This is a genomic window from Saccharomonospora cyanea NA-134, assembly GCF_000244975.1.
GTDB lineage: Bacteria > Actinomycetota > Actinomycetes > Mycobacteriales > Pseudonocardiaceae > Saccharomonospora > Saccharomonospora cyanea.
In genome coordinates this window covers 3712636-3725522 of record NZ_CM001440.1, presented here as the reverse complement: position 1 = coordinate 3725522, position 12887 = coordinate 3712636, and the positions used below count along the sequence as shown (strand labels likewise).

Sequence of the window (12887 nt, the reverse complement as noted above, 5' to 3'; positions counted from 1 at the left end):
CCTCTCAGCTCGTGGTGGTACTGCTCGTCGTGGCGCCGGGCGAGTTCGGTGCGGGCAGTCGGCGCAGCGCCTCCGCGACCCGACACAGCCATGCGGCCTCGCCGTCGAGATCATCCATGGTCGTCGCGGAGGCGGGTGAGGCCCCCTCGGTGGGTTCGGCGAGGTGCTCACCGTTCACCGGGGCCTTCCCGGCCGACCACCTCGCGAGCGCCACCACGAGAGCCTCGGCCTCGCGTCTCGCGTTCTCGGGCGTGCGCGACGTGGCAGCGGCCCGGTCACGGTACGGCGACAGCACCAGCAGCGCGTCGAGGATGTCGACGACGCGGGTGCTCAGGCGCTCGTGTGCGGTCGAACCCGGCGGCGGTTCCGCTGCGCGGGTCCTCGCGAGGACCGGGGACACGGTCTCCCACAGGCCGCGAAGCCTCCGGTGCCGCCATCGTCGCCTGGCTTCCACCACCCGCAGGGCGACGGGTGGTGCGCACACCGGGAGGAACACGCCGACGGTGACCAGCGTGACGCACGCGGCGGGCAGCGCCGAGGCGAGGAAGTCCGCGCCGGGATAGGGCGAACCGGTGGTGAACACGGCGGTGGCGGCCACGACCTTGTGCATCGACCAGGCGAGACCGAAAGCCGCTCCGGCCTGCATGGCACGTAGCCCGCGCTGGAGCCATCGCCGGTCGGTGAGCTCCACGTACCGGCCCATGAGCAGCACGAAACGGGCGAGGCTCCAGGCGACGTAGCCGCTGAACAGCAGCAGGTACCCGAAGATCCCGGGAAGCCGCGAGAACTCCGCCAGGAAGTCCGGCCGGTACGTCGTGCCGGCCGACAGGAACAGCGCGGCCATGGTGGCGAGTGTGGTCAGCAGGATCACGGCCTGGATCCGGACCGCCGACCGCGCCCGCGCGCCGTCGTCGGTCACCAGGTGGATGAGCAGGCTGTGAACGCACCAGGCGGCGATCATGCCCGCGCCGTTGACGAGCAGGCGGCTCAGGTTCGGCACCGGCTCGACGCGTGCCGCGACCGCGAGCACGGCCGGTGCCGACAGTGCCGAGGAGAGGCCCACGGCGATGACCCCGGCGCACAGGTACAGAGTCGCCGGGGTCAGGTGCCTGCGCGCCAGTACGAGCCGTGCCACTCCACCGGCGATGGCCGCGGACCCGGCGACCGCCATCACGAGGGTTTCCATCACAGCCGGTCGAACGTGGCGACGATCCGGGCGACCGTGGCCATATCCGATACGGTGGCGCGGTTCCGGGGCGTGCGGTGACGGCGAGGCCGGGGCACCGCGCTCGCGGCCACGCGCGCGTGCATGAGGTGGGCGAACTGTTCGGCCTCGTACTCCTCCTCGGCGGCGGTGGCGCGGCCGAAGAGGTGAGCGAACGCGCTGGGACGCAGGCTCGGGGCGAGGCGGTGCGCCTCCTCGTCGGACAGCGCACACCGCCCGGTGTGCTCGAACAGCATGTGCCCGATCTCGTGCAGGATGATGTGGTCCTGGTGGAACCCGGCGGTGTTGCCGGGATAGGCGATGAGGTCGTGGTCGCGGCGGCTCTGCCACGCGCCCGTGGGATCTCCGGGAGACCACGTGACAGCGCACAGGTCGATGTCGCGCCCACGGACGCGCTCCAGCCGGTCCAACCAGTCGTTGATGCTCCACGGCTGTGGAACCCCGGTCGCCTCCAGGACCTCGTCCACCAGTGCCTCGCAGCGGCGTCGAACGTCGGAGCGTGTCACCGTGTCGCCCTTCCGAAAGAACCGGTCGATCAGCCTGGCGACGTGCGGCGCGGTCCGCACGCACCAGGGCGAGACGTCCCCGAGGGACGCTCGACGATCATTCTCTCGCATGGTCGCCGTCAACCCTGGTCGGTGGGGACGGCTTGCGGCGGGGGCGCCGGCCGCGCGGGCCGGCCTCGTACGCGCTCAGTTTGTCCACCATGTTCGACAGGATCTCGCGTTCGTCGGTGGAAAGACTCAGGATGCGCAGGGCCAGCCTGCGAAGCTCCACGTCCTCGCCGGGGTCGCTCTCGCCCGTGAAGCCGTCGCGCCGGTGGATGAGGTCCTGGATCTGCCGCATCACGGCGACGGTGACGTCGTCGTCGACGAAGTAGTCCTCGGGCACGCCGAAGAACCGGACGATCTTCATCGCGACGCTGTGTCTCGGTTCCGCGCGCCTGCCGGTACGCAGTTGCCACACGTACTGCCGTGAAACACCCCAGACCTGAGCGAGTTCCTCGTCGTCGTAGGGACCCCGGGACGCGGGATGCATCGTCTCGATGAGGAAGGCCAGCTTCTCGGCGAAGGTCGTGGGGCTCGTACTCATCGGGACTCCGAGGGTCAGCGGCGGGCTGCTGGGACCTTACTGGCCGGGCCGTCCTGCAACAAGTGTTGACGGCTGTTGGCAACAACTGTTAACAGTAGTGCTCATGTGGGAGGTCGTGTCGAAGGGGGAACATGACCGTGCCGTGCGCTCCGGTCATGTGGCGCGACCTTCCGCAACCACGGTGACGGTCGTCGGCCGAACCTTTCGCGACCGCTTTCGGTCACCGTCCGTCGAGGCCCTGACCGGGTTTGCCGGGTCGCGTGCGGAGACGAATCCCCAGGCCCGAGGCGAATCGTGTCGGCTTCCCGCCGACGTCGTTCGGCGTGCTCGCAGCGCAGGCGCTTCTTCCGGCCGTGGATAGGCTGGCAGAAGTACCGATGCCGAGGAGTGGCGGTCGGTGCGTGGTCACTCCTGCCAGCCGGCCGGTCCGACGGAGGTCGGAGGCGGTTCCGCCGAACCGGATGCGAACGACGTTAGAACGCCCGGCCTTCCGGCAGAAGGAGTTGTGCCAGTGAGGCACAAGCTGTGCCATTTAGGCAAAACGCCTTCCCCGCGCGTCGGAGAAACTACCCTGATGCCACCAACCGTGCATGGAGTATCGGGGGTGCGCTGTGCCGAACTGGGCGTCGCCCGCGCTGTGGGACGCCGCGAGTCGTGGTGACTACGCGGCGGTGTTACGCCGTGCCCGCGAGGAACTGGGCTGGTCACAGGGCCGTCTGGGTGAGAAGTTCGGTTGTTCGGCTTCCACCATTTCGCGTTTCGAGAACGGCCGCCGGGGATTGCGTGACGTGGCCGTACTGCGCAGGTTCGCCAATGTTCTGGGACTTCCCGCCGAAGCGTTCGGGCTGACCGCGGCGAAACACGAACGGCCTGTCTCCTCCGGAAGTGAAACGCACGTCTCTAGGGTTAAGATCAACTCCGGTCACAAAGGGGACGGTCAGGTGCGACGACGTGCATTCCTGTTCGCAGCGGGTCTCGCGGGCACTGCGGTCGCCGCGCCGAGTGCCTTCGCCGCAACGGAAGTCGAGGTCGATCCCGCGGCGTTTTTGGCCGCCCGCCTGGAAGGCGCACTGCTCGGTCCCGCCGCCATGGAGGCCGAACCGGTGTCCCGCGCCAAGCTCCACGCGACGTTGGCCTCCGCGCGCGCCGACTTCCATGCCTGCCGGTACCTCGAACTCGCCGCACGACTACCCGAGTTGATCACTGCTGCGGAGTCGGCGCAGCGGCAGCACGGGGACGCCCAGGCGGCCCGGCTGGTGGCCGACGCCTACAACCTGGCCACCCGTGCGTTGATAAAGCTCGAGGCCAGCGGGCTGGAGTGGGTTTCCGCGGACCGGGCGCTGCGGGCGGCCGCCACCGCCGAAGACCCGCTCGTCCTCGCGGAGGCGACGCGCCTGCTCGGCTCGGTGTGCCGCAGGGCGGGACACCACGACCGCGCCCAGGCGCTGACGCTGAGCGCGGCGGGACAACTCGAACTCGGCGGCAGGGATCCGGATCCCAGACACCTCGCACTACACGGGGTGCTGTTGTGCTCGGCCGGATACGCGGCAGCGCGCGGCGGTGACCAGGAGCGGGCCGTCGAACTCCTGGACGAGGCCGACGCCACCGCCGCGCGCCTTGCCGGCCACCCGGCGCAGCAGGCGGCGCTGGCGGCCAACGTGGTGAGTCACCGCGTGTCCGCGCACTACGTGCTCGGCAACGCGGGTGCCGCCCTCCACGACTCTCAGGCCGCGCAGCTCGGTCAGTTCCCCGACACGGAGCGCCGTGCGCGGTTCCTCGTCGACGTGGCGTTGTGCCTCGCGCAGTGGGACAAGCCGGAACGCGCGTTCCAGACGTTGCTCGCCGCGGAGCGGGCGGCTCCCGGGGAGGTCCGAACCCGCGCGACGGTGCGTCGTCTGGTCTCCGAACTGCTCCATCATCCGAGGCAGGCCTCGTTGCCCGGAATCAGGCAGCTCGCCGCTCGTACCCATGTACTCGAGGTGGGTCGGCGGGCGGCGCCGTGATCACTCCAGTGACTCCAGCGGCAGACGGTAGTGCTGAGTGGTGAGTTGCGCGCCCGACGGGGTGGTGCTCTGCCGCGGCGCTCCGTCCGGGAGAAAACCGGCGGTGTCCAGTGTGCGGCGGGACGCGGTGTTCGCCGGCTCGGTGCGGGCTGTGAGCGCGCGGAGTCCGAGCTTCCGGGCGAGGTGCGCTGACGCGGTCAGCGCGCGCGTTGCCACGCCGCGGCCTCGCGCGTGCGGGGAGAGCCAGAAACCGACTTCCGCCTCGTGGGCCGTGATGTCGAAGAGCACGAGGCTTCCGAGGAACGCCTCGTCCTTCTCGTCGACGATGCTCAGCACCGCGAGGTTCCCGCTCATCAGTCCTTTTCGGACGTCCGAACGTGCGAGTTCGCGCACGGTGTCGGGCGTGTACTCGGGAAGGGGGAGATGGGCGTAGCGCCGCACGGCGGCGTCCTCCGTTCCGGCCGCGTACGCCTCGGCGTCGACTTCGGCCAGAGGGCGCAACAGCACCCCGTCACAGGCGACTGGCAGGAGGTCGGTTATCCCCACGACAGTACTCCTAAGCGAACGATGTTCGGATAGCTACGATGGTGCCATGTCCTACTGGCTGACAGAACCACGGGGCCGGGTGCGCAGGCGTGTGCTCTCGAGCGAGGCGCTCGCGGACGCGGCCGTAGCTGTCCTCGACCGGGAGGGGCCGCAGGCGTTGTCCATGCGCCGCGTCGCCGACGTGCTCGGTGTCGCGCAGTCCAGCCTCTACGGTCACGTGAGGGGGCGCGACGACCTCCGCGACCTCGCGCTCGACCATGCTCTCGGCCGGGAACTGGAGCGCCTGCTTCACGATGCCGGTGGCGATGTCGTGGCCTTGGCGGTCGGCTGGTTCGGTCACCTCACGCGGCATCCGTGGGCGGCGCCGCTCGTGCTGGAGCGCACGCCTCTGGGGCCTTCGTATCTGGCACTGGCCGACGAACTGTGCCGCCTTCTGGGTGTGGCAGGTGTCCCCGCCCACGACGTGCTCGGGCGTTCTTACACGATCACCGCGCTGGTGGCCGGGCACGCGATCGCCTACGAGAACGCCCGCGACTCACGCCGTGCCGATCTCGGCTACGAGGCGGTGGAGTTGGCCTCGTCGCCCCACCTCGCCTCGGCCGTGAGCGGGTTCGCGGGAGACTGGCCGGACGTGGTGCGTCGCGGCGTGGCGTCCTTGGCTGGCGTGCCGGCGGTTTAGCGGTCGTTTCCCATGGTGTCGTTGGGGCGCACCCGCCGCGACAGCTGTGGCGCAGGCGTGGGGTCCACTTGGACGTACCGAGGTGACGATCACTCCGCCGATCCGGAGTTCCTGCGCTGCTTGGCATTGAAGCGCGCTTTCTTCTGGCGATTCCCGCACGTGTTCATGTCACACCATTTGCGGGTGCGACTTCGGCTGGTGTCGAAGAAGGCGGCTTGGCAGGTTGGTGATGCGCACAGGGCCAGTTTTCCGTCTCGTTCGCCCGAGATGACGCTGATCGCGTCGGCGGCGATCACGCCGAGGGCGTCTTCCACGCGGGAGGCCGAGCTGAGCCGCCATCGCCGCTTGCCCTCGGGCGTCAGGATGGCCGCGGCCCGGCCCTGGGCGCTGCGGTCGTTGATGACTTGGACGGCGGACGCGGGAAGAGCGTCCTGTAACGCGGCCGCTGTGGCGGCGGCGTGAATCGACTCCCTCAGTTCCCGCGCGAGTTCGAGTTGGGCGGTGGTGCAGGAGTCCACGGCGAGGCCGTTCACCGCCAGCCAGTCGACGAGTCGGTGCGGCGTGGGAATGCGCTCCACGGCATCGCCATGACGCTCAGTCAGGGTTGCCGTGAAGCTGGTCGCCAGCACGTTACCGAGGCGAAAGCCAGGGAACTCGGCACGCATGGAACCACCTTAGCAGGTTGCACGCAGGCATAGAGGCTGCTAGAACCGTCATAGATGGTTCGCGACAGGTCGTAGCCGGTTCCGCGATGACCAGGAGGTCTCATGCCCCGTCCAGCCAGCGACGTGCAAGCGTTCGAAGTCCACGCAACCGAGGCCGACCTCGACGATCTTCGCGCGCGACTGGCCGCGGCGCGGCTGCCGGAGGCCGAAACGGTCTACCGAGCCGCACCCGGCCCTCGCCGATGGGATCAGGGTGTTCCCCTCGCCGACCTCGTCGATGTCGTGGACTACTGGCGCACCGGGTACGACTGGCGGTCGTTCGAAGAGCGTCTCGACCGTATCGGCCAGTTCCGCACGACCATCGACGATCTGGGAATCCACTTCCTGCACCGCCGATCCGCGCGCACAGATGCCACTCCTCTGATCTTGACGCACGGCTGGCCGGGCAGTATCGCCGAGTTCGTCGACGTAGTGGACGAACTGGCGGATCCGAAAGACGCGGACGCGCTGGCGTTCCACGTCGTGGTCCCATCGCTACCGGGTTTCGGCTACAGCGACAAGCCGGCCACCACCGGTTGGGGAACCGAGAGGATCGCGGCCGCCTGGGTGGAACTGATGGGAAGACTCGGCTACAACAAGTTCGTCGCCCACGGCGGCGACTGGGGAGGCAACATCACCACGGTCCTCGGCGGCAGGTTCCCGGCGAACGTTCTCGGCATCCACACAACGTTCGCGGAGGCGCCACCCGGGCTGACGACGGACGGGCTGACGGCGGCCGAGCGCAGATGGACCGAGGAAACCCGGGATTTCTGGCGCCACCGCGCGGCGTACGCGAAGCAGCAGGCCACCCGGCCGCAGACCATCGGCTACTCGCTCGTCGACTCACCGGTCGGGCTTCTCGCCTGGATCCTCGACAAGTTCTACGAGTGGACAGACACCGACGACAGCCCGTTCGAGACGGTTTCCAGAGACAGAGTTCTCGACGACGTCACCCTGTACTGGCTGACGCGAACCGGTGCATCGTCGGCCCGCATCTACTACGAAAGCCACAACTCGCTGGACCCCGAACTTCGGGTCGACGTCCCGACGGCAGTCACGATGTATCCCCGCGACATCGAGAAGTGTCCGCGCCCCTGGGCGCAGGAGCGGTACCGACAGATCGTCCGATGGAGGTCGCCCGAAACCGGGGGACATTTCCCGTCGCTGGAGGTTCCCGAGTACTTCGTCAAAGATCTACAAGAGGGCCTCGCGGCGGTGCTGGCCGCCAATCGATGAACACGGCTCGGCGTCGGCGTCTACACCTGTCCGCGCGTCGTCACGCGTCGTTCGCCCGTTGCCGCACCGTCGTGTCGCGGAACAGCGGCCCGGCGTAGTGGCGCAGTGCTTCGGCCAACCGCTCCACGGGTTCGGTGAGATCGCCGACCTGTACCAGCGCGAAGCCCACGGTGCCGCCCCGCCGGATCGCCCTCTCCGCTGGAAGCCCCGGAACCGGCCCCTTGGGCCAGACGACGAGATAGGGATCCTTGTCCTGCTCATCCGGTTTGTGTTCGATGGTGACGGCGTCGAACACCTGCCACGGCACCGGGTCCGGCAGGTTCACGCGTTCGCGCCTGTTGCGGACGCGCACGCCGTACTCGTCGATGCGTAGTTTCAGCGGCGTGAGCGTGGCCACCAATCCCAGCAGGCCGATGAGCAGGATGAACGGGCAGACGATGAGGATCAGGCTCGTCCGCCGCCCACCCTCGCCCAGCAGCCAGCCCACGAACAACACCGTTCCGACGGCGCCGACCACGACCATGGCCAGCGAGAACCAGGTCAGTGTCCGCGACTTGTGGAAATCCACGTCCCTCCCCAGGGTTCAGTGCGCACCTTCTCGGGCACGTCACCGGCATTCTAGGAAGCGACCGGAGCTTCGGGGCGTCCTTCGTGGAAATAGGTTCAGCAGGTGGCCAGCATGTCCTCCAGGGCGGTCACCTCGGCGCCGGACACCGTGAGGTCGTAGGTGTACTTGACGTTGACCCACGACCGCGCGTACATGCACCAGTAGCCGCTGTTCCCCGGTCGCCACTCCTCGGGTGCTCTGTCTCCCTTGGACATGTTGCTGGAGCCCGAGACCGCGATCAGCTGCTGGGAGGCGAGGTCGTTGGCGAACGCCTCCCGTCTGCTCTCGCTCCAGTCGCGGGCGCCCGTGCGCCACGCCTCGGCCAGCGGGACGACGTGGTCGATGTGCACGTCGGAGTCGTCGGAGACCCACACCCCGTCGTAGACGCTGTACCAGCTTCCGGACGTCGGTTCGCAGGCGTCGTCGACGGTGACGCCGGCACCGTCGCGGCGCAGCACGGTCTCCCGCGTGTCGCAGGTCCCGCTCTGGGACGACCAGTGGGGGAACAGTTCCCGGTCGTAGCCGTCCATGGACCCGTCGGGTGCGACCGTGAGCTGGGCTAGGTGGTCGCGGGTGACGGACTCGCCCGGCGGGGTGGGCGGGTAGGCGGCGGCGGGTTGGGCGAGCAGTCCGGTGGCGAGGACGGTCGCGCTGACGACCGCCACGGCGAGACGACGCACGGGCGTACTCCTCTCGGATTCAGGGCCCGGGCGTTTCGATCATGAGGGGCGGGAAGGTGCCTGCGGAACCGACGGGAGTAGGGAATCGATCTCCGGCGGCCGCGCCGGTCACCGCTGGGCGAGGGGGCCGAGGGCCGCGCAGGCCGCGTCGAGGGCGGCGGACCTGAGCTTCTCCACCGGCGTGTCGCCGAGCAGCACCAGGCAGTCGCCGAGACCGCCGAGTGCCACGATGGCGCGTGCGCGGTCGGCGACGTCGGCGTCGGGCCCCACGAGCAGCGTCATGAGGCGGTGGCGCCACGACACGACACGTTCCACGAAACCGAGTTCGCTCAGCGCGCCGAGTTCCCGCACCAGCAGGGCCGTCACCGCACGGTGCCGGTAGGAGATGTCGAAGTACCGGCCCAGAAGGTCACGAGGTTCGGAACGTCCGGTTTCCTCGTCCTCGGCCAAAAGCGCCTCGACGTCGTCCACGAGTGGCTGCACGAGGCTGGCCACCAGCTCGTCGCGGGACGAGAAGTGGTAGTAGAGCGCGGGTTTGGTGAGGCCGAGATGCTCGGCGATCTGCCGGAGGCTGGTCTGTCGAACACCGTGGGCTGTGAACAGCTCCAGAGCCGCGGCCTGGATGCGCTCGCGGGTCTCACTGGTCCTCGGTCTGGGCACGACCACACCCTAGCGTCTCGACCGACCGGTAGGTAAACTCATTTACCTTCCGGTAAGTAAACGAAGGGTGGGGGCGTGAGAATCCTGATCTCCGGTGCGGGTGTCGCGGGGCCGGTGCTGGCGTACTGGTCGAACCGGCGTGGTCTGTCCCCGGTGGTGGTGGAGCGGACGTCCGCGCCCCGCGTCGGTCTGGGCGGGCATGCCGTGGACCTGTTCGCCCCGGCCGTGGAGGTCACCGCCCGGATGGGACTCGACAGGGCGTTGCGGGAAGCCCGGACCGAACTCGACACCATGGCCCTCGTGCGACCGGGGAAACCGATGGTCGAGATCGCGTTCGACGCCTTGGCTCCGGCCTTCGCCGACGATCGACACGTCGAGATCATGCGCGGGGAACTGACGACGATGTTGCATGCGGCCACGCGCGACGACGTCGAGTACCGCTTCGGGGACTCGGTCCGCTCCCTGCACGAGGACGTCGACGGAGTGGAGGTCACCTTCGAGAGTGGGAGCACCCGGCGGTTCGATCTCGTGGTGGGTGCCGACGGGTTGCACTCGGCGGTGCGGCGGCTGACCTTCGGGGAGGAGGGCAGGACGCTGCACCATCTCGGGGGTTACCTGGCCGTGTTCTCCGTGCCGAGCCACCTCGCTCTTGCGGGTCGCACCGTCCTCTACAACGGGGTGAACCGCATCGCGGCGGTGTATCCGGTGAAACAGACGGGGCGGGCGCGGGCGGTGCTGGTGTTCCGTAGGACCGGGCCGGGGCCGCGCGACCACCGGGACGTCGCCGCGCAGCGACAGTTCGTCCGGGACACCTACGCCGGTGAGGGATGGGAGGTCCCCGCGCTGCTCGACGCGATGGAGCACGCCGACGACTTCTACTTCGACTCCATCAGCCAGGTGCGGCTGGGCTCGTGGTCACGAGGCCGCGTCACGCTCGTGGGAGACGCGGGGTTCGCGCCCGGACCGGCGGTGGGAGGCGGGACGACACTGGCCGTCGTGTCGGCCTACGTGCTGGCGCACGCCCTCGCCGAGGCGCGTGGCGACCACGTGGCCGCGCTCGCCGCCTACGAGTCCCGGGTTCGCGACTACGTGCGCACGTGCCGCGACGCGGCGCCGCGGGCGATGCGGGACGGCATCCCGTCGTCGCGAGCCCACCGGGCGGCCAACACCGCGGCCCTGCGGCTGCTGCCTCGCCTCCCGGGATGGGCGCACCGCCGGTTGCTCGCCCGGGGGGTGAGCAGCGCGCTGTCGTCGTTCACGCTGCCCGACTGAGGCCCATCCCGAAAACCGTGTCCGCAGCCCACGTACGCGTGTCCGCAGCCCATGCGCGGGCGGGGGCACCGCGGATCGCGGAGACTCCCGCCGCCGGGCAGCCGGTGGTGAGCGCGGGATGGCTCAGTGCCGGTGCGTTCCCACCCGGCACCGGCCTTCGTCGGCGCGGACGAACGGCCGGCTCAGGTGTGCGGTGGCGAGCCAGGTGGGCCGCGGCCGGGCGTCGTCGAGCAGCGCCCGTCTCGTCCGGCGTGCCGTGTCCTGATCGGCCTCGAACCGGTAGGAGACGTCCGGGTCCACCAGCTGAACGGCGTGGACCAGGACGTCTCCGGTGATCACGACGCGGCTGTCGGTTCCGTGCACCAGCACCGACTGGTGGCCGGGCGTGTGGCCCGGCGTCGGCATCGTCGAGAGGCGGCCGCCACGACCACGGCCGAGACACACCTCGCCGTCCACCGGGTCGAGTTGTCCGGTCCGCCGCAGCGGTTCCACCACATAGGACAGCACCACCTCGTCGCCCGCCCGCTCCAACGCGCTGATCTCGGTGCGCTGGACGACGTACCGTGCGCTGGGGAAGTACGGCACGCCCTCGGGCGACACCGACCAGCCGAAGTGGTCCTCGTGCAGGTGGGTCAGCACCACGAGGCGCACGTCGTCGCGCGCGATACCCGCCGCGGCGAGGCGGTCGAGGAGGACGCCGGGCACGGGAGCCCACGACTTCGCCGGACTCTCGGCGGGGCCCACTCCCGCGTCGACGAGCGCGACACCGCCGGAGGGAAGGCGCACCGCGAAGCAGCGGAAGTCCAGGTTCCACGTCCCGTCCGGGCCGAACGCCCCGGGATCGAGTCGCTCGGCCCTGGCCCAGACCTCCTCGGTCGCTCCCGTGAACGCGTCGCGCCGGGGGAGGAAGAACGGACCACTGGCGTCGAGCAGCGCGACGATCTCGAACGGCCCGACCCGCCGGACGGCCGCTCCCGTCCAGCGCGACAGGGGAGCCTGAGCCGCGGCGGTGGGCGTGGTCGTTCCGGCGACCGTGCTCAGCCCGGCCGCCACACCGCCGAGAAGGAACACGCGCCTGCGTACGGATTTCGTCATGAGAGCCTCCGGAGTCCACTGGTCTGGGATGCTGCGAGGCGGAAAGTCGATCAGACAGTGATCACGGACGCGACGGATTCGACGGCCCTCGAATCCGGGGGAGGCCTTTTCCATGCTGACCTTGCACGTGGGGCCGGAGTCACTCGCGCGGTCCCGGTTCGCCGTGTCGCGGCTCGCGGAGCTGTCGTGTGCGCTGGAGGTGCTGACGCATCCGGACCGGGCGCCGTTCGCTCTCGGCTGGGTGAAGCTCGTGCGGCCCCGCCTGGACCGTGACTCCGTGGCGCTGGTGTACGCGCTGGTCGAGCCCGACTCCTCCTACGTGCCGGACTTCCTCGTCCCGCTGCCCACCGAGTACGAGCCGACGCTGGACGCTGAGCTGGCGGCCGTGGCGGCGACCCCGGCGGAGATCGTCCGGCGGCAGTTGGCGCGCGCGTTCGGCACGCGACTGCCCCGCGCGGTCGTCGACGTGCTCGACGATGGCGGCGAACGCGCGGTGGCCGAAGCGGCGGCCGATCAGTTGCGGCACTGCTGGGACGTCGTCCTCGCCGACGCGTGGCCCGCCCTGCGCCGAGTGCTCGACGAGGACGTCCGGCAGCGCGCGGCCGACGCCGCGAGGGAGGGCTTCGGCGGCATCCTCACCGGTCTGCACCCCACACTGCACTGGGACGGGACGACGTTGACGAGAGCCACCTCGTACGAGCTGACGGTCGACGCGCGGCCGGGGCTGGTGTTGCTGCCGTCGGTCTTCCTGCCGTGGCCCGCCCTGTGGAACGGGACGCAGGACCAGATCCTGGTGGGCTACCCGGCGCGCGGCCGGGGCACCGTCTGGTCGTCGCCCCGGCCGGTGCTGGGCGCACCGGTTCTGGGCCCGCGGCGACTGACCCTGCTGGCGGACCTGCGCACCGCTCGCTCGACGTCGGAACTCTCGTCCCGCCACGGGCTCAGTCCCGCCACGGTGTCCTACCACCTGGCGCGGTTGCGCGCGGACGACCTGGTGGCGCGACGGCGGGAGGGCCACAGCGTGCTGTACGGGGCGACGGAGCGGGCCCTCGCTCTGCTGGCCGTGCTGGACGAGGACCAGGGGTGAG

14 protein-coding genes and 1 pseudogene are annotated in these 12887 nt (G+C 69.9%); 6 read left to right on the top strand and 9 right to left on the bottom strand.

All coding sequences use genetic code 11. The annotated features are described in order from the left end of the window. Positions 1 to 4: 4 nt before the first annotated feature. The 3 genes from SACCYDRAFT_RS17290 to SACCYDRAFT_RS17280 are packed head-to-tail and all read right to left on the bottom strand — an operon-like array spanning position 5 to position 2317. Positions 5 to 1186, bottom strand: a complete 1182-nt coding sequence (locus SACCYDRAFT_RS17290; RefSeq protein WP_005458137.1) for an MAB_1171c family putative transporter — start codon at positions 1184 to 1186, stop codon at positions 5 to 7. Next, positions 1186 to 1842, bottom strand: coding sequence for a hypothetical protein (locus SACCYDRAFT_RS17285; protein WP_005458135.1), 657 nt, complete (start codon positions 1840 to 1842; stop codon positions 1186 to 1188). Before SACCYDRAFT_RS17285 ends, SACCYDRAFT_RS17290 begins: the two co-directional genes overlap by 1 nt. Further along, positions 1829 to 2317 carry a helix-turn-helix transcriptional regulator gene (locus tag SACCYDRAFT_RS17280; protein WP_005458133.1) on the bottom strand — a complete coding sequence of 163 codons (489 nt, stop codon included), beginning with the start codon at positions 2315 to 2317 and terminating at the stop codon, positions 1829 to 1831. Before SACCYDRAFT_RS17280 ends, SACCYDRAFT_RS17285 begins: the two co-directional genes overlap by 14 nt. Before the next feature lie 590 nt (positions 2318 to 2907). Between SACCYDRAFT_RS17280 and SACCYDRAFT_RS26975 the strand changes: the two are divergent. Together SACCYDRAFT_RS26975 and SACCYDRAFT_RS17275 are read left to right on the top strand one after the other, a co-directional pair. Next, positions 2908 to 3141 (top strand): annotated as a pseudogene (locus tag SACCYDRAFT_RS26975) (helix-turn-helix domain-containing protein); the annotation flags it as partial. A gap of 117 nt (positions 3142 to 3258) precedes the next feature. Then, positions 3259 to 4320, top strand: coding sequence for an XRE family transcriptional regulator (locus SACCYDRAFT_RS17275; RefSeq protein WP_232283885.1), 1062 nt, complete (start codon positions 3259 to 3261; stop codon positions 4318 to 4320). Here the strand turns inward: SACCYDRAFT_RS17275 and SACCYDRAFT_RS17270 are convergent, their stop codons facing one another. Then, a complete protein-coding gene (locus SACCYDRAFT_RS17270) occupies positions 4321 to 4866 on the bottom strand; it encodes a GNAT family N-acetyltransferase (protein ID WP_005458128.1) in 546 nt (181 codons plus the stop codon). Between the two features lie 46 nt (positions 4867 to 4912). Between SACCYDRAFT_RS17270 and SACCYDRAFT_RS17265 the strand changes: the two genes are divergently transcribed. Further along, positions 4913 to 5545, top strand: a complete 633-nt coding sequence (locus SACCYDRAFT_RS17265; protein ID WP_005458127.1) for a TetR/AcrR family transcriptional regulator — start codon at positions 4913 to 4915, stop codon at positions 5543 to 5545. Between the two features lie 89 nt (positions 5546 to 5634). Here the strand turns inward: SACCYDRAFT_RS17265 and SACCYDRAFT_RS17260 are convergent, their stop codons facing one another. Then, positions 5635 to 6210: a CGNR zinc finger domain-containing protein gene (locus SACCYDRAFT_RS17260; RefSeq protein WP_005458125.1), complete on the bottom strand. Its 576-nt coding sequence runs from the start codon at positions 6208 to 6210 to the stop codon at positions 5635 to 5637. A 102-nt stretch (positions 6211 to 6312) separates the two neighbouring features. Here SACCYDRAFT_RS17260 and SACCYDRAFT_RS17255 point away from each other — a divergent pair, with 102 nt between their 5' ends. Continuing rightward, positions 6313 to 7485 carry an epoxide hydrolase family protein gene (locus SACCYDRAFT_RS17255; RefSeq protein ID WP_005458123.1) on the top strand — a complete coding sequence of 391 codons (1173 nt, stop codon included), beginning with the start codon at positions 6313 to 6315 and terminating at the stop codon, positions 7483 to 7485. Positions 7486 to 7525: 40 nt separating this feature from the next. Here the strand turns inward: SACCYDRAFT_RS17255 and SACCYDRAFT_RS17250 are convergent, their stop codons facing one another. The 3 genes from SACCYDRAFT_RS17250 to SACCYDRAFT_RS17240 form a co-directional block, all read right to left on the bottom strand. Beyond that, complete coding sequence (locus SACCYDRAFT_RS17250) at positions 7526 to 8053, bottom strand: hypothetical protein (RefSeq protein ID WP_005458121.1); 528 nt, start codon at positions 8051 to 8053, stop codon at positions 7526 to 7528. Between the two features lie 95 nt (positions 8054 to 8148). Further along, entirely contained in the window at positions 8149 to 8772 is a 624-nt protein-coding gene (locus tag SACCYDRAFT_RS17245) for an HNH endonuclease family protein (RefSeq protein WP_005458120.1), read from the bottom strand. 108 nt (positions 8773 to 8880) lie between these two features. After that, positions 8881 to 9432 (bottom strand): TetR/AcrR family transcriptional regulator, encoded by a 552-nt coding sequence (locus SACCYDRAFT_RS17240; RefSeq protein ID WP_043537366.1) that lies wholly within the window; start codon positions 9430 to 9432, stop codon positions 8881 to 8883. Between the two features lie 75 nt (positions 9433 to 9507). Here SACCYDRAFT_RS17240 and SACCYDRAFT_RS17235 point away from each other — a divergent pair, with 75 nt between their 5' ends. Continuing rightward, entirely contained in the window at positions 9508 to 10704 is a 1197-nt protein-coding gene (locus SACCYDRAFT_RS17235; protein ID WP_005458118.1) for an FAD-dependent monooxygenase, read from the top strand. A 123-nt stretch (positions 10705 to 10827) separates the two neighbouring features. Here the strand turns inward: SACCYDRAFT_RS17235 and SACCYDRAFT_RS17230 are convergent, their stop codons facing one another. After that, complete coding sequence (locus SACCYDRAFT_RS17230; protein WP_005458117.1) at positions 10828 to 11799, bottom strand: MBL fold metallo-hydrolase; 972 nt, start codon at positions 11797 to 11799, stop codon at positions 10828 to 10830. A 112-nt stretch (positions 11800 to 11911) separates the two neighbouring features. On the opposite strand from SACCYDRAFT_RS17230, the gene SACCYDRAFT_RS17225 reads away from it, so the two are divergent. After that, the gene (locus SACCYDRAFT_RS17225) at positions 11912 to 12886 is read left to right on the top strand and encodes an ArsR/SmtB family transcription factor (RefSeq protein WP_005458116.1); all 975 of its coding nucleotides are present in this window, start codon (positions 11912 to 11914) and stop codon (positions 12884 to 12886) included. The last annotated feature ends 1 nt before the right edge of the window (position 12887 follow it).

What these genes read in the sequence shown, in the direction of transcription:
- SACCYDRAFT_RS17260 (WP_005458125.1), bottom strand. Translation starts at nt 6,210, where the DNA reads ATGCGTGCCGAGTTCCCTGGCTTTCGCCTCGGTAACGTGCTGGCGACC.
- SACCYDRAFT_RS17285 (WP_005458135.1), bottom strand. Translation starts at nt 1,842, where the DNA reads ATGCGAGAGAATGATCGTCGAGCGTCCCTCGGGGACGTCTCGCCCTGG.
- SACCYDRAFT_RS17265 (WP_005458127.1), top strand. Translation starts at nt 4,913, where the DNA reads ATGTCCTACTGGCTGACAGAACCACGGGGCCGGGTGCGCAGGCGTGTG.
- SACCYDRAFT_RS17225 (WP_005458116.1), top strand. Translation starts at nt 11,912, where the DNA reads ATGCTGACCTTGCACGTGGGGCCGGAGTCACTCGCGCGGTCCCGGTTC.
- SACCYDRAFT_RS17255 (WP_005458123.1), top strand. Translation starts at nt 6,313, where the DNA reads ATGCCCCGTCCAGCCAGCGACGTGCAAGCGTTCGAAGTCCACGCAACC.
- SACCYDRAFT_RS17280 (WP_005458133.1), bottom strand. Translation starts at nt 2,317, where the DNA reads ATGAGTACGAGCCCCACGACCTTCGCCGAGAAGCTGGCCTTCCTCATC.
- SACCYDRAFT_RS17230 (WP_005458117.1), bottom strand. Translation starts at nt 11,799, where the DNA reads ATGACGAAATCCGTACGCAGGCGCGTGTTCCTTCTCGGCGGTGTGGCG.
- SACCYDRAFT_RS17290 (WP_005458137.1), bottom strand. Translation starts at nt 1,186, where the DNA reads ATGGAAACCCTCGTGATGGCGGTCGCCGGGTCCGCGGCCATCGCCGGT.